General features: G+C 69.2%; 16 protein-coding genes and 1 riboswitch. Of the genes, 8 read left to right on the top strand and 8 right to left on the bottom strand.

Translation table 11 applies throughout. The features are described 5' to 3' along the window. Positions 1 to 250: 250 nt before the first annotated feature. Positions 251 to 679, top strand: a complete 429-nt coding sequence (locus tag B8W67_RS06715) for an MmpS family transport accessory protein (protein WP_069391307.1) — start codon at positions 251 to 253, stop codon at positions 677 to 679. Next, the gene (locus B8W67_RS06720) at positions 676 to 3,579 is read left to right on the top strand and encodes an MMPL/RND family transporter (protein ID WP_085303084.1); all 2,904 of its coding nucleotides are present in this window, start codon (positions 676 to 678) and stop codon (positions 3,577 to 3,579) included. The genes B8W67_RS06715 and B8W67_RS06720 overlap by 4 nt, the downstream gene beginning before the upstream one ends. 286 nt (positions 3,580 to 3,865) lie before the next feature. On the opposite strand, the gene B8W67_RS06725 is transcribed toward B8W67_RS06720, so the two are convergent. From B8W67_RS06725 to B8W67_RS06745, 5 genes are read right to left on the bottom strand one after another with little or no spacing between them, the layout of a single operon-like run. Beyond that, positions 3,866 to 4,135, bottom strand: a complete 270-nt coding sequence (locus tag B8W67_RS06725; protein ID WP_069391308.1) for a YdeI/OmpD-associated family protein — start codon at positions 4,133 to 4,135, stop codon at positions 3,866 to 3,868. A gap of 37 nt (positions 4,136 to 4,172) precedes the next feature. Continuing rightward, positions 4,173 to 4,553, bottom strand: coding sequence for a DUF732 domain-containing protein (locus tag B8W67_RS06730; RefSeq protein WP_085303137.1), 381 nt, complete (start codon positions 4,551 to 4,553; stop codon positions 4,173 to 4,175). Next, on the bottom strand, positions 4,553 to 5,011 hold the full coding sequence (locus B8W67_RS06735; RefSeq protein WP_085303086.1) for a DUF5078 domain-containing protein: 459 nt from the start codon (positions 5,009 to 5,011) through the stop codon (positions 4,553 to 4,555). Before B8W67_RS06735 ends, B8W67_RS06730 begins: the two co-directional genes overlap by 1 nt. A 57-nt stretch (positions 5,012 to 5,068) precedes the next feature. Further along, positions 5,069 to 6,718, bottom strand: coding sequence for a DNA repair helicase XPB (locus B8W67_RS06740; RefSeq protein WP_085303088.1), 1,650 nt, complete (start codon positions 6,716 to 6,718; stop codon positions 5,069 to 5,071). A gap of 55 nt (positions 6,719 to 6,773) precedes the next feature. Continuing rightward, entirely contained in the window at positions 6,774 to 9,035 is a 2,262-nt protein-coding gene (locus B8W67_RS06745) for a helicase-associated domain-containing protein (protein ID WP_085303089.1), read from the bottom strand. A gap of 63 nt (positions 9,036 to 9,098) precedes the next feature. Between B8W67_RS06745 and B8W67_RS06750 the strand changes: the two genes are divergently transcribed. From B8W67_RS06750 to B8W67_RS06765, 4 genes are all read left to right on the top strand, one after another. Further along, a complete protein-coding gene (locus B8W67_RS06750; protein WP_069391311.1) occupies positions 9,099 to 9,287 on the top strand; it encodes a hypothetical protein in 189 nt (62 codons plus the stop codon). Positions 9,288 to 9,312: 25 nt separating this feature from the next. Then, positions 9,313 to 9,822, top strand: a complete 510-nt coding sequence (gene moaC / locus B8W67_RS06755; protein ID WP_085303139.1) for a cyclic pyranopterin monophosphate synthase MoaC — start codon at positions 9,313 to 9,315, stop codon at positions 9,820 to 9,822. Further along, a complete protein-coding gene (locus B8W67_RS06760) occupies positions 9,822 to 10,298 on the top strand; it encodes a MogA/MoaB family molybdenum cofactor biosynthesis protein (RefSeq protein ID WP_165757312.1) in 477 nt (158 codons plus the stop codon). The genes moaC and B8W67_RS06760 overlap by 1 nt, the downstream gene beginning before the upstream one ends. Before the next feature lie 77 nt (positions 10,299 to 10,375). Beyond that, complete coding sequence (locus tag B8W67_RS06765) at positions 10,376 to 10,801, top strand: molybdenum cofactor biosynthesis protein MoaE (RefSeq protein WP_069391440.1); 426 nt, start codon at positions 10,376 to 10,378, stop codon at positions 10,799 to 10,801. A gap of 47 nt (positions 10,802 to 10,848) precedes the next feature. Here the strand turns inward: B8W67_RS06765 and B8W67_RS06770 are convergent, their stop codons facing one another. The 3 genes from B8W67_RS06770 to moaA all read right to left on the bottom strand — a co-directional run bounded on the left by B8W67_RS06770 (position 10,849) and on the right by moaA (position 13,346). Further along, the gene (locus B8W67_RS06770) at positions 10,849 to 11,583 is read right to left on the bottom strand and encodes a transglycosylase family protein (RefSeq protein WP_085303093.1); all 735 of its coding nucleotides are present in this window, start codon (positions 11,581 to 11,583) and stop codon (positions 10,849 to 10,851) included. Between the two features lie 9 nt (positions 11,584 to 11,592). Continuing rightward, positions 11,593 to 11,758: riboswitch (cyclic di-AMP (ydaO/yuaA leader) on the bottom strand. Between the two features lie 246 nt (positions 11,759 to 12,004). After that, on the bottom strand, positions 12,005 to 12,265 hold the full coding sequence (locus B8W67_RS06775; RefSeq protein ID WP_085303095.1) for a MoaD/ThiS family protein: 261 nt from the start codon (positions 12,263 to 12,265) through the stop codon (positions 12,005 to 12,007). A gap of 4 nt (positions 12,266 to 12,269) precedes the next feature. Further along, the gene (moaA, locus tag B8W67_RS06780; RefSeq protein WP_085303097.1) at positions 12,270 to 13,346 is read right to left on the bottom strand and encodes a GTP 3',8-cyclase MoaA; all 1,077 of its coding nucleotides are present in this window, start codon (positions 13,344 to 13,346) and stop codon (positions 12,270 to 12,272) included. 178 nt (positions 13,347 to 13,524) lie between these two features. Between moaA and B8W67_RS06785 the strand changes: the two genes are divergently transcribed. Beyond that, complete coding sequence (locus B8W67_RS06785; RefSeq protein WP_069391317.1) at positions 13,525 to 13,947, top strand: cold-shock protein; 423 nt, start codon at positions 13,525 to 13,527, stop codon at positions 13,945 to 13,947. Positions 13,948 to 14,022: 75 nt separating this feature from the next. Then, a complete protein-coding gene (locus B8W67_RS06790; protein ID WP_085303098.1) occupies positions 14,023 to 15,027 on the top strand; it encodes a glutathione S-transferase family protein in 1,005 nt (334 codons plus the stop codon). Positions 15,028 to 15,051: the final 24 nt, after the last annotated feature.

Here is a 15,051-nt window from a genome sequence, read left to right on the forward strand (position 1 = left end):
AGCCACTATTGTGGGTGTCGGGCTCAACGGCGCTCCGTTGCGCAGTCTCGTTGGCCTGCGGTTATGCTTGGGGCGCGCGGCACAGCAGCCGTGTTCGCGCGGCCGCCGGGCGGGTATCGCCCAGACGCTTAAATAAGCTAATCTAACTCTCGCGTTGCGCCATGGTCGCGGTGATGGTGCACCGCCAGACGGCCCGCGGGCGGTCGACCACACATGTAACCGGCGACGCAGGACAGGGAACTTTCAGACGATGAGCGTGCTGAGGCGGGCTTGGCTGCCGCTAGTGATCGTGATCGTGGTCGTCGTCACCGGGTTCACGGTCCACCGGATCCGGGGGTTCTTCGGTGTGGACGGCCCCGGAGGCACCGCCAGTCCCAAGTTCGAGGACACCGAACCGTTCAATCCCAAGGTCGTGACGTATGAGATCTACGGCCCCGAAGGAGCAGTGGTCGACATCAACTACCTCGACCTCGACGCCCAGCCCCAACGGGAACCGCACGCCGTGTTGCCGTGGAGGTTGACTCTGGAGAGCACGAACCCGGCGGTCAGCCCGAACATCGTGGCGCAGGGCACCACCGACACCCTCGGGTGCCGCATCTTCGTCGATGACGAGCTCAAAGACGAGAACAGCGCCACCGGCGTGCACGCGCTGACCTTCTGTCTGGTGAAGTCGGCATGAGCACCCAACACGCCGCGTCGAACGAGTACCAGATCACCAAGCGGGATTTCGTCCCGGTGTGGATCCGCCGGTTGGCGGTTCCGGTGATCTTGGCCTGGGTGGGCGGCATCGTGGTGCTCAACCTCATCGTGCCGCAGCTCGAAGAGGTCGGCGAGATGCGCACGGTGTCGATGACGCCGGAGAACGCGCCGTCGATGATCGCGATGAAGCGGATCGGCGAGGTCTTCGAGGAGTTCGAGTCCAACAGTTCGGCGATGGTGGTGTTGGAGGCCAACAACCGCACCCTCGGTGACGCCGACCACGAGTTCTACGACCGGATGGTCGAGAACCTCGAGGCCGACCCCGAACACGTCGAGCACGTCCAGGATTTCTGGGGCGACCCGCTGACCGCCTCCGGTTCGCAGAGTTCGGACAACATGGCGTCCTACGTGCAGGTGTATCTGCGCGGCAACCAGGGCGAGAGCCTGGCCAACGAGTCGGTGCGCGCCACCCAGAAGATCATCGCCGACACCCCCGACAAGCCCGACGGGCTCGATGTCTACGTGACCGGTCCGGCGGCCCTCTCCGCCGACCAGCACATCGCCGGTGACCGCAGCATGAAGATGATCACCGGGGTCACGTTCCTGGTGATCACGATCATGATGCTGCTGGTCTACCGCTCGATCGTGACCGTGCTCATCGTGCTGGCGACCGTGGCGTTGACGTTGTCGGCGGCGCGCGGCACGGTGGCGTTCCTGGGCTACCACGAGATCATCGGGCTCTCGACCTTCGCCACCAACCTGTTGGTCACGTTGGCGATCGCCGCCTCCACCGACTACGCGATCTTCCTGATCGGGCGATATCAGGAAGCACGAACGCGGGGCATGGACCGGGTCGCGTCCTACTTCGACATGTATCACGGCACCGCGCATGTCATCTTGGGCTCGGGGCTGACCATCGCCGGGGCGACGTTCTGTCTGCACTTCACCAACCTGCCGTACTTCCGGTCGTTGGGGATCCCGCTGGCGATCGGCATGACGGTCGTGGTGGCGGCGGCGTTGACGATGGGCGCCTCCGTGGTTGTGGTGGCGAGCCGGTTCGGTCTGCTGGAGCCCAAACGGGCGATGCGGGTGCGCACCTGGCGCAAGATCGGTGCGGCCATCACCCGCTGGCCGGGACCGATCCTGGTCGCCACCATCGGTTTGTCGATGATCGGGCTGCTCACCCTGCCCGGGTATCGCACCAGCTACAACGACCGGCAGTACCTGCCCAGCGACATCCCCGCCAACGTCGGCTACGCCGCCGCCGACCGGCACTTCCCGCAGGCCCGGATGAACCCCGAGCTGCTGATGATCGAAACCGATCACGACATGCGCAACCCGGCCGACTTCCTGGTGATCAACAAGATCGCCAAGGCCATCTTCCAGGTGGAGGGCATCGGGCGGGTGCAGGCGATCACCCGGCCGCTGGGCACCCCGATCGAGCACACCTCGATCCCGTTCCAGATCTCCATGAACGGCGTCACCCAGGAGATGAACAAGAACTACCAGCTGGACATGATGGCCGACATGCTCAAGCAGGCCGACGACATCCAGACCACCATCGACACGATGGAGCAGATGCAGTCCATCACCTCCCAGATGGCCGACACCACCCACAGCATGGTGACCAAGATGCACTCGATGGTGCACGACATCGAGGGCATGCGTGACGCGCTGGCCGACTTCGACGACTTCTTCCGGCCGATCCGCAACTATTTGTACTGGGAGCCGCACTGTTTCGACATCCCGGTCTGCTGGTCGCTGCGGTCGATCTTCGACGCGCTCGACGGCGTCGACGTGATGACCGAGGACTTCTCCGACATCCTGCCGGACATGGACCGACTCGATGCGCTGATGCCGCAGATGGTGGCGTTGATGCCGCACATGATCGAGACCATGACCAACATGAAGAAGTACATGTTGACCATGTACCAGACCCAGAAGGGTCTGCAGGATCAGATGAACGCCATGCAGGAGAACTCCACCGCGATGGGGCAGGCGTTCGACGCGTCGAAGAACGACGACTCGTTCTATCTTCCGCCGGAGGCGTTCGACAACCCCGACTTCAAACGCGGGATGAAGATGTTCTTGTCCCCGGACGGTCACGCTGTGCGCTTCATCATCTCCCACGAGGGCGATCCGATGTCCCCGGAGGGCATCAAGCACATCGAGCCGATCAAGACCGCGGCCAAGGAGGCGATCAAGGGCACCCCGCTGGAGGGGTCGACGATCTTCCTGGCCGGCACCGCGGCGACCTTCAAGGACATGTCCGAGGGCAGCGCGATCGACTTGATGATCGCCGGACTCGCTTCGCTGGCACTGATTTTCATCATCATGCTGATCATCACCCGCGCGATCGTCGCCGCGGCGGTGATCGTCGGCACGGTGGCGGTCTCTCTGGGTGCCTCGTTCGGGCTCTCAGTGCTGTTCTGGCAGCACATCATTGGCATGGACCTGCACTGGATGGTGTTGGCGATGTCGGTGATCATCCTGTTGGCGGTGGGCGCGGACTACAACCTGCTGTTGGTGGCGCGCTTCCGTGAAGAGGTTTATGCCGGGATGAAGACCGGCATCATCCGCGCCATGGGGGGCACCGGATCGGTGGTCACCGCGGCGGGCCTGGTGTTCGCGTTCACCATGATGTCGATGGCGGTCTCGGAGTTGGTCGTGATCGGCCAGGTGGGGACCACGATCGGGCTGGGTCTTCTGTTCGACACCCTGGTGGTGCGCTCGTTCATGACACCGTCGATTGCGGTGCTGCTGGGCCGCTGGTTCTGGTGGCCGCAGAAGCCGTGGGAGTTCACCGCGCCCGATCACCATGTCCCGGTGAGCGAGCAGACCGAACCGTTGTCGGTGCACAGCACGCCGTCGACGTCGTAGCGCCGTGAGGCCGGCGCGGGCCGGCGTTAGCGGCGCGGGCCGGCGTTTGCCGCGGCGGGCCGGCGTTTGGCGGCACATACCGGCGTTTGCCGCGCAGGTGTGTGCACTCACGGCGAAGGGTTGTGCGCTGACGGTGTCGCGCCGGCCGATTTCTGCGCCGTGAGTGCACAAGCCTTGGCGGTGGGGTCTTGGCGGCGCACAAACCTTGGCGGTGAGGCCTTGGCGGTGCACAAGCCGTCGCGGTGTGCCCGCCGGGGCACCCCGTGTGGCCAGGGCGGCCGCCGAACTAGGCGTGGCCGGTTCGTTCGCGGTGTTTACACCCCGGCCAGCAGCACGGCCGACGCTTGCCCTCGTCGAGTTCCTCGCAGGTGCGCCGTATCCGGCGGGCCCGGGTGGCCGCCTGCTTGGCGTCCTCGACCCAGCAGATGAACTCGTTGCGCGCCAGCGGCGTGATGTCGGCCCACGCGGCCAGCACCGCGGGATCGGCGGTGAGCGCGGCACGCAGATCGTCGGGCAGTGGGTGTACGACCCCGCCGGGGACCGAGGTGCTGCTCACGGTGTGCAATCTAGCAGCACACCGGCGGTGCTGACCGTCAGTGCTGCCCGGCCGCGTCGTCGATCACATAGCGCAGGTCCGGGCAGTATGTGGTGATCGACAGTCCCAGGAACTGCCATTTCTGCGCCTCGGTGCTGTGCCGGTCGAGGTTCTTGGTCAGGAACGAGATCGACTCGGCGGCGTTGGCGTCGAGGTGGGTGCCCAGCCGGTGGCAGGTGAGCTTGGCCAGGTAGGCGTTCTTGTCCTTCGGCGCGTAGATGCCGTAGGTCTGCAACTGCCGGTTGAACTGGCTGTCGACGTCGTCGGCGGACGCCGGAGCGGCCAGCGTCAACGGCAGCGCCGCCAGTGCTGCGACCAGCGCGGTGCGCCGCAGCCGGGAAGAAGAACGCAACCGGGAAGAAAAGCCACGCACCGCCATCACCGCACCCACACCGACGGGTCATCCGGCGGGTAGTTGTGGCAGTTCTCGGTCTCCTTGGCGGCCACGCCCTTGTTGTTGAAGAAGATCTTGGCGTGGTTGGGCCAGTCGAACACCAGCGGGTCGTGGTAGATGTTCGTCGCCATCTCCTCGGAGAACGCGCGGCGCTCGGCCGGGCTGATCGAGAAGAACCAGTGGAACTTGTCGCGGGTCCGCCGCTGCACGTCCGGCGACTTGTTGTTGTAGTCGGCCATGTACCGGTCGTAGTAGATCGGGGTGAAGTCGCGGGCCGCCGCCAGGATCTGCTCCGCGGTGCAGTCGGTCGCGATGATCCGGCGCGGGATCGGGTAGTCGTCGGTGGAGTCGGCCGCCGCGACCCCGCTGAACAGGGGAGCGGCGATGCTCAGCGCCAGCGCGGCGCCGGCGGCACGCAGCGCACGCTTGGTCGTCGTCGTCATACGGGAATGTTAGCCGATCTCATCTTCTGTTGTCTCCCCCGGCGGGGGCAAAAATTGTTAGATCGCCGGGCCCAGCAGGTCGTCGGCGTCCTTGATCACATAGCCGTAGCCCTGCTCGGCGAGGAACCGCTGCCGGTGGGCGGCGTAATCGGCGTCGAGGCTGTCCCGGGAGACCACCGAGTAGAACACCGCGCCGCCGCCGTCGGCCTTCGGCCGCAGCAGCCGGCCCAGCCGCTGCGCCTCCTCCTGGCGCGACCCGAACGTCCCGGACACCTGCACCGCCACCGCCGCCTCGGGCAGGTCGATGGAGAAGTTGGCGACCTTGGAGACCACCAAGGTGGGGATCTCGCCGCGGCGGAACGACTCGAACAGCGCCTCGCGGGTGGCCGTCTTGGTGGAGCCCTGGATGATCGGCGCGTCGAGTTGCTCGCCGAGTTCGTCGAGTTGATCGAGGTAGGCGCCGATCACCAGGGTCGGCTCCCCGGCGTGTTTGGCCAGGATGGAGCGCACCACCGCGACCTTGGAGTGCGCCGTCGAGCACAGCCGGTAGCGCTCGTCGGGCTCAGCGGTGGCGTAGCGCATCCGTTCGGACTCGGTCATCGTCACCCGCACCTCGATGCACTCGGCCGGTGCGATCCAGCCCTGGGCTTCGATGTCCTTCCACGGAGCGTCGTAGCGTTTCGGTCCGATCAGGGAGAACACGTCGCCCTCGCGGCCGTCCTCGCGGATCAAGGTGGCGGTCAGCCCGAGCCGGCGCCGTGACTGCAGATCGGCGGTCATCCGGAACACCGGGGCCGGCAGCAGGTGCACCTCGTCGTAGATGATCAGCCCCCAGTCGCGGCTGTCGAACAGTTCCAGGTGGCGGTACTCGCCCTTGGTGCGTCGGGTGATCACCTGATACGTCGCGATCGTGATCGGCCGGATCTCCTTGCGCTCCCCGGAGTATTCGCCGATCTCGTCCTCGGTCAACGTGGTGCGTGCCAACAGTTCGCGTTTCCACTGCCGTCCGGCGACGGTGTTGGTGACCAGGATCAGCGTCGTGGCCTGCGCCTTGGCCATGGCCGCCGCCCCGACCAGGGTTTTGCCCGCCCCGCACGGCAGCACCACCACCCCCGATCCGCCTGCCCAGAACGCGTCGGTGGCCATCTGCTGGTAGTCGCGCAGGCCCCAGCCGTCCTCGGTCAACCCGACCGGATGGGCCTCGCCGTCGACGTAGCCGGCCAGATCCTCGGCGGGCCAGCCGATCTTGAGCAGCAGCTGTTTGATGCGGCCGCGCTCGCTGGGATGCACCGCCACGATGTCGTCGTCGATGCGCTCCCCGAGCATCGGGGCGATCTTCTTGTGGCGCAGCACCTCTTCGAGGACCGCCCGGTCCAAGCTGACCAGGGTCAGCCCGTGGGCGGGGTGTTTGACCAGCTGCAGGCGCCCGTAGCGGGCCATGGTGTCGACGATGTCGACCAGCAGCGGCTGGGGCACCGCGTAGCGGGAGTAGCTGACCAGCGCGTCGACGACCTGCTCGGCATCGTGCCCGGCGGCGCGGGCGTTCCACAGCGCCAGCGGGGTGATCCGGTAGGTGTGCACGTGTTCGGGGGCCCGTTCCAGTTCGGCGAACGGGGCGATCGCGGCGCGGGCGTCGCCGGCGCGCTCGTGGTCGACCTCGAGCAGCACCGTCTTGTCGGACTGCACGATCAGCGGTCCGTCGGTCATCGGTGCGGCTCCCTGGGTTCGTCGCGGGTGGTCGTCTGGGCGGTCATCTCACCCATTATCCCGACGCGGTCGCCACCACCGAGGTGATGCGGTGGATGGCGAAGTCGCGCATCCGCTCGGAGGTGGAGTCCCAGGCCTGCAGTTGGCTGCCGCGCACCGCCACCGGGGTGACCACCCGTTGGCTGGCCATCCCCGCCGGGTCGATGTAGCCGATGAGCACGGTGTGATGGTGAAACGCCGCCTGCTTCAGCACCTCGACAGTGTCGGCCGGATCGAGTCGCGCCGGGGCGCTGGTACCGCCTCCGACGCGGCGCAGCACCGCCACCACCGCGCCGAGGGTCTCGCGGGTGGGCCCGACGTTCGCGGGCCGGGTGAGGCGGCGCTGCGCGGTCGGCGGCACCCGCGCCCCCCGCGGGGAGAGGTCGACGACGGTTCCGCTGGCGTCCTCGGCGGCCGGGGCGAACCCGGCGTCGCGCAGAGCGGCGAGCACCTCGGCGATCGGGGCCTGGGCGACGGCCACCGTCGGTGCCAGCAGCCGCAGGCCGGCCCGTTCGGCGGCGGGTCCGGCGAGGGCCTGGGCCAGCAGCGTGGTGTCCTCGCAGCGCACGAACGCCGCGGCGATGCCCACCCGCAGTTGACCGTGGCGGCGCGCCACGTCGTCGATGAGGTAGGTCAAGCCCTGCGGTACCGGGGTGCTCGAGCGTCGTTCGAAGAACGCCTGGACTCCGCTGCCGGTGCGGCCGACATCCAGCGCCCGGCGGATCGAGGATTCACTGACCCGGTAGACCATCGCCGCACCGGCCGATTCGACGTCGGCGACGACGGCGAGTTCGTCGGCCAGGTCGCGCTCCAGCGGACCGGGCACCACCACGGTCAGGTCGGCCTGCACCAGGAAGTGGTCGACGGGGGCGGGCAGGGCGCGCTCCATCGCGTCGAGCAGCGCCGACTGCGCGGCGGTGTCGTCGAGCAGCAGCCGTCCGGGTGTGCTCAGCGCGCCGCGGCCCGCGAGCCCGACCCGGTGGGCTTCCTCCAGCAGGTCGGCGACCGGGTCGGGTTGCAGCCGCCGTGCCCAGCGGGGGCGCCGCCACACCAGCGCCGCCGAGGCGGAGGTGGGGTCGACCCCGGCGCCCGGCGGCGCCTGCGCCAACAATCCGAGCAGCAGCCGCCGGTCCAGCGGCGCGGCAGTGGAGTACAGCGCCTCCGACAGCGCACCGTAGATCCGACCGTCCGGGCTGCGGTGGCCGATCAGGGAGGGCCGTGACGGCAGGTCCAGCCAGGTGCGGGCGAGCACCTGCCAGCGTCCGGCGGTGCCCAGGTCGCCGAACCGGTCGGCGCCCACCGTCGGGGCCCAGAACGGGCCGTCGCCGTCCTCGGGTTCGGGATCGGGCAGGCCGCTGGCGATGAGCCCGGCAGCGGCGGCCAGTTGCAGGATCAGGCTGAGCCGGGTCTCGCCGATCCCGGTCGCTTTGGCCAGCCGGCGGGCTTCACGCACCCCCATCCCGCCGCTGCGCAGCTCGGGGACCGGGTCGCGGGAAAGATGGTCGAGCACGACGTCGAGTTCGCGCAGCAGGTCGAGGGCGCCGCCGGCGGCGGTGGCGTCCACGTCGGCCTCGGTGGTCGTCGCGGTCACCGGGTCGGGGGCGGTCAGTGATCGCGGGCCGGGCTGCTCACCGCGCAGCACCTGCCCGACAGCGCGCGGCAGGATGACGGTCTCGTCGTCGAGTTGCCGCAGCAGCCCGGCGGCGAGCAGCCGCGGCACCGGGCGTTGCGGCGGGGTGTCGGGGGCGGCGTCGCGGGTTCGCCCCAGCGGTGAGCCCTCGACGAGCCGGTCGAGCACCGCGCGCTGCGGCTCGTCGAGGGCGTCGAGGATCGCGGAGAGCTCGGCGAACGTGCGTGTCTCGTGTTCGACGGTGACCTGACCCGGGTGCCACGGCAGACCCGCTGCCGCCTCGGCGGCGACCCGCAGGGTGTCCTCGCCCCACACCAGCGCCCGGGCGGTGAGGTCGGCGAGGGCCTCGCGCAGGGCCGGCTCCCCGGTGCGCTCGCCGATCAGGCTCACCAGCTTGGCTCGTGGCACCGGTGCGTGGTCGGCCTGCAACACCAGCAGGGCGTCGAGCACCGCCAGGCGCAGGAAGTCCAACTCATCGCAGGCGGCGTTGATCGACTGACGGGCCTGGACCCGGGCGGCGAGCGCGGCGATGCTGCCCGGCGGGGGCTGGGCGAGGTCGGGCCGCAACGTCAGCAGGCTGATCAACTGGTCATCGGACCGGTCGGCGAGCCACGACCCCAACGGCAGATCCGGGGTGTTCTCGGTCATCGCCGACCAGCGTAAAACAGACGCCTGCCAACATCGCCGGGCCTGACCTGTCAGAATGATCCCGTGGCTGACATTGTGGACAAGCGCAGGTATGTGGATAAGGGCTGGCCGGAGGTCGGCCCCGATGAGCACGCGGTGAGCGAGCTGGCGACCGACCGTGCCGGTGCGCTCTCGCCGTTCGGCGAGGTGGAGTTCCCGGTGCCGTCCGACGACCTGCCCTACGTGCATCCGGTCACGGTCGTCAACCGCTAGTCGTGGGCGGCTAGTTGTGGGCGGGGTGGCCAGGACACGGGCGGCGGCCCCGGCGGCCCCGGCGGCCTCCGGTGAGCTCTCGCACCTCGATGAGCACGGGGCGGCGCACATGGTCGACGTCACCGACAAGTCGGCGACGCGACGCACCGCGGTCGCGGCCGGAGTGTTCCGGACCACGACGGAGGTCATGGCGCTGATCTCGGCGGGAGGCCTCCCCAAGGGCGACGCGTTGGCCACGGCGCGACTGGCCGGCATCATGGCCGCCAAACGCACCAGCGACCTCATCCCGCTGTGTCACCAACTGGCACTGACCGGGGTGGATGTCGAGTTCGCCATCGGCGAGCGGGACGTGGCGATCACCGCCTCGGTGCGCAGCACCGACCGCACCGGGGTGGAGATGGAGGCGCTGACCGCGGTCAGTGTCGCGGGACTGACCCTTTACGACATGGTGAAGGCCGTCGACCGGGAGGCCCGCATCGATGACATCCGGGTGCTCCGCAAAGAGGGCGGCCGGCACGGAACATGGGAGCGTTGATGGCGGAACGGACCGCTCGGGTGATCGTGGCGTCGACGCGCGCCGCGGCCGGTGCCTACGAGGACCGGACGGGGCCGATCATCGCCGACTGGCTGGCCGACCGGGGTTTCGCCGCGGTGCAACCGCAGGTCGTCGCCGACGGTGACGCGGTGGGGGCTGCGCTGCGCGCAGCGGTCGGGGTGGATCTGATCATCACCACCGGCGGCACCGGCATCTCGCCGACCGATGACACCCCGGCACAGACCCTGGCGGTGCTCGACTACGAGATCCCCGGCCTGGCCGACGCGATCCGCGGCGCCGGGTTGCCGAAGGTGCCGACGTCGGTGTTGTCCCGCGGGGTCGCCGGCGTGGCCGGCCGGACCCTGGTGGTGAATCTGCCCGGCTCCACCGGCGGCGTCAAAGACGGTCTCGGCGTGCTGGCCGATGTCCTCGACCACGCCCTGGACCAGCTCGCCGGCCTGGACCACACCCGCTAAAGCGATGCTGCTGACGGCGACCGGCGAACTGGCGACCGGTGAACTGGCGACCGAGGAACTGAGGCGGGGCTGAGGTGATGACCGAGGTGTTGCGCGCGGCACTGACCGCGGACCCGATCGTGCTCGCCGAGCACGAGGAACTGGTGGGACACCGTGCGGCGGGCGCGGTGGTCGGGTTCGTCGGCGCGGTCCGCGACCACGACCACGGCCAAGCGGTGGTTCGGCTGGAGTATTCGGCGCACCCGTCGGCGCAGGAGGCCCTCGCCGATGCGGTCGCCGAGGTCGCGGCGGCGGCCCGGGGAGTGCGCGCGGTAGCGGCCAGCCATCGCATCGGCACCCTGCACATCGGTGATGCCGCGCTGGTGGCCGCGGTGGCCGCCGATCACCGGCGGGAGGCGTTCGCGACCTGTGCGCTGCTGGTCGACACGATCAAGGCGCGGCTACCGGTCTGGAAACACCAGTTCTTCGCCGACGGCACCGACGAGTGGGTCAACTCCGCCTGAACGCGGCGGAGCTGACCTGCTGACCGTCGTGCGATGCCCGCCGTGGGTCAGGCGGGCAGCATCTCCGGGTTGTCCGGGTGCGCCAGCGCGGCCAGCGCCTCCGGGTCGGTGATGCCCTGATCCTGCATGGCCTGCCACAGTTCCTGGACGTAGCCGGCGTCCGGGTGCCCGGCGAGGTCCAGCGGAACGTCGTTTCCGCGCGGCATCTCCTGGGGCAGGTCCAGCCCGGCCGGGCTCTCCCCGGTCATCAGCTGATTGGCGATGTCGAACACCGGCTGCGGCACGGCCTGCAGGTCGGGCAGCGCGCCCGGGTCGGCGGGCGGCAGGTCCGACGGCGGCACCGCGGTGAACGCCTCCAGGGGCGGCGGAGCATCCGCGGGCGGGGGCGGCAGGTCCTCCGGCGGCAGCGTGCGTTCGGTCGCGGCGGAGAGTCCGGTGCCGCAGACCGGCCACGCACCGCGGCCCTGGGTGGCCAGCACGCGCTCAGCCACCAGGATCTGCTCGTCCTTGCTCGCCAGATGTGCGCTCGGAGCGAACTGGCCGCCACCGTGTGCGCTCCAGGTGCTGGGCGCGAACTGCAGCCCGCCCTGGTAACCGTTGCCGGTGTTGATGCCCCAGTTGCCGCTGGACTCGCAGTCGGCGACCCGGTCCCACTCGCTGTCGGTGGCTGCGGCGGCATGCCCGGCGAGGGCGAAGCCGCCACCACCGAGCACGGCACCGGTGACCGCGATCTTGGCGACGCTGTAGTTCGACTGGCTGGGCTTGCGATGCCGTCCACTCATAGAGTCGGTGTGTCCTCTCGTGTGTGCGCCTGCGAAGTCAGCTGTCGGGTTCGGGCCGGAGAGGTAGCCCGGCTGGGCCCGTCGTGGGCACAGCTTCACCCCAAGGAGCCTGTCGGCTCCGGATCCAGGGTTGGTGGACCGGTGGGTCCCCCGCCTCCATCCGCGGTTCCGTTCGGGTCCCCGCCGAGTCGGATGGAGTTCAGCGCAACCGGCAGAGACGGAGCGCCGTGACGAAACGGATACGACGCGCCGGGACAGACGGTAGCCGGTCTTTTCGCGCACGTCACCCCGGAAGTGACCGGGCGTTTCGGGTCGCAGCGGCGGGTTCGGCGCCCCGATGCCCCCCATTTGCCCAGCTCACAGTGACCGTGATCACTTTGAGGCCGCGATGTTATCTCGTCGTTATGTGAGAGAAATCACGTCATCCGCCCGCGAACGGCGGCAGGACGTCAATCACCGCGCCCGCCTGCAGGCGGGCCGCGGGGTCGCGGACCGCCATCCCGTCGGAGAGGTACGAGCAGCGCGGCAACACCTGGGCCAACTGCTCGTTGCGGGCGCTGAGGGTGTCGACCAACTCCTCGACGGTGGCGCCGGCGGGAACCGCGACCTGCTCGCTGTCAGTGGCCGCCGCCGCCCGTGCCGCCGCGAAATAGCGCACGGTGATCTCCACCGGGGTGCTCACGCCGTCAGCCGCCGATCGCGCTCATCGGCCGGTTCGGCTGGATGAAGTTGGGATCGTTGATGCCGTGGCCGGCCGGTTTGCGCCACATCGCTGCCCGCCAGGCCGCCTCGATAGCGTCGTCGTCGGCGCCGGAACGCAGCAGGCTGCGCAAGTCGCTCTCCTCGCGGGCGAACAGGCAGCTGCGGATCTGGCCGTCGGGGGTCAGCCGGGTGCGGTCACAGGCCCCGCAGAACGGGTGGGAGACCGAGGCGATCAAGCCGACCAGGCCGGTCTCGCCGCTGGCCGTGTCGGTGACCCGCCACAGCTCCGCGGGCGCCGAACCACGCGGCGCGGTGTCCGGTTCGAGGGTGAAGTGCTCGCGCAGGGCCGCCAGCACCTCGTCGGCGGTCAGGATGGCGCTGCGGGTCCACCGGTGTCCGGCATCCAGCGGCATCTGCTCGATCATCCGCAGCTGCAACTCGTTGCCGAGGCAGTAGCGCACCAGCTCCACCGCATCCTGCAACCCGGTCTTGGGGTCGAGCACCGCATTGACCTTCACCGGTTCGAGACGGGCCTTCTTGGCGGCGGCCAGCCCGGCCAGGACGTCCGCGAGGCGGTCACGGCGGGTGATCGAGGCGAAGTGTTTGCGGTCCACACTGTCGAGGGAGACGTTGATGCGGTCCAGCCCGGCCGCTTTCAGCGTCTCGGCGCGCTCGGCCAGACCCACCGCGTTGGTGGTCATGGCGATCTCGGGGCGCGGGCGCAACGCTGCGGTCGCGGTGACGATCTGCTCGAGGTGGCGCGCCACCAGCGGCTCCCCGCCGGTGAACCGGACGTTGGTGATGCCCAGCCGGGTCACGCCGATCCGGATCAGCCGGATCGTCTCCTCGGGTTCGAGCAGCTGTTTGGCGGGCAGCCAGGGCACGCCTTCGGCGGGCATGCAATAGGTGCAGCGCAGATTGCACCGGTCGGTCAGCGAGACACGCAGATCGGTGGCGATCCGGCCGTAGGTGTCGACCAGCGGGCCGCGTGTCGGCGCCTCCGCCGGATGGCCACTTCGGCGTGGCACCGTGGGCACACCGAGTGGGCTCGTCAAGGTCATACCTGCACCCTTTCGTAACAGAGGCCAGGGGCGGGGTATCACCAGCTTACCGACCAATACCGAGGTGCTTCGCGTACCCGCGTCCGAGTACCATCGGGGGTAGTGCGTCCCGCAGCGGCGGGACGCTTCGTCATGTCGCCCCGTTCGAGTGACCCGTCAGACAAGCAGGTGAGTTTCAGTGCCGACCGGCAAGGTGAAGTGGTACGACGCCGAGAAGGGTTTCGGCTTCCTGTCCCAGGACGACGGCGAGGACGTCTACGTCCGGTCCACCGCCCTGCCCTCCGGCGTCGAGACCCTCAAGGCCGGCCAGCGGGTCGAGTTCGGGATGGCCGCCGGCCGCCGGGGGCCGCAGGCGTTGAGCCTGACGTTGATCGACCCGCCGCCGAGCGTGTCCAAGTCGCGGCGTGAAGGTCCTGCCGGAAACAAACCCGCCGGACACAAACACAGCCCCGACGAACTGCACGGCATGGTCGAAGACATGATCACCCTGCTCGAAGGTGCGGTGCAGCCGGAGCTTCGCAAGGGCCGCTACCCGGACCGCAAGACAGCACGGCGGGTCTCCGAGGTGGTCAAGGCGGTGGCGCGCGAACTCGACGCCTGATCGGCGCGACGCGCGACCACCGTCGACTCCGGTAAACCGGGTCTCGGCGCCGGGCCCGGTGGCAGGCTGGCGGGCATGCCCGACTATGTCTCCAGCGGGGAGTTCACCCGCGACACCAACTACATCGACACCCGCATCACCGCCGACGGCCGCGACGGCTACCCGGCGGAGCCCGGCCGCTACCGGCTGATCGTGGCCCGCGCCTGTCCGTGGGCCAACCGCGCCATCATCGTGCGCCGCCTGCTGGGGCTCGAGGACGCCCTGTCGATCGGGTTCTGCGGGCCGACCCACGACCAGCGCAGCTGGACGTTCGACCTCGACCCCGGCGGCGTCGACCCGGTGCTGAAGATCCCGCGGCTGCAGGACGCCTATTTCGCGCGCTACCCGGACTACCCGAAGGGCATCACGGTGCCGGCGATCGTCGATGTCCCCACTGGCGCGGTGGTCACCAACGACTTCGCTCAAATGACCCTGGACCTGTCCACGGAGTGGACCGCCTACCAGCGTCCCGGGGCACCGGATCTGTACCCCGAGGCCCACCGCGACGAGATCGACGAGGTGGCCCACCGGATCTACACCGAGATCAACAACGGCGTGTACCGCGCCGGTTTCGCCGGATCACAGCAGGCGTACGAGGCCGCCTACGACCGGTTGTTCATCGCACTGGACTGGGTCGCCGAACGGTTGGCCACCCAGCGCTACCTGGTGGGTGAGACCATCACCGAGGCCGACGTGCGGCTGTTCACCACCTTGGCCCGGTTCGATCCCGTCTATCACGGGCATTTCAAATGCAACCGGCAAAAACTCACCGAGATGCCGGTGCTGTGGGCCTACGCGCGCGACTTGTTCCAAACCCCCGGCTTCGGCGACACCGTCGACTTCGTGCAGATCAAACAGCACTACTACATCGTGCACGCCGACGTGAACCCCACCCGGATCGTCCCGAAGGGGCCGGAGTTGGCGAGCTGGCTGACCGCCCACGGCCGGGAAGCCCTGGGCGGCCGGCCGTTCGGGCAGGGCAGCCCGCCCGGGCCGCCGCGGGCCGGTGAGACCGTGCCGGCGGGCCACGGCGCCGACTGAGTCGGCCGACGGGCGCTCGGGGGT

The organism is Mycolicibacillus koreensis (genome assembly GCF_002104795.1).
In the GTDB taxonomy this organism is placed as follows: Bacteria; Actinomycetota; Actinomycetes; order Mycobacteriales; family Mycobacteriaceae; genus Mycobacterium; species Mycobacterium koreense.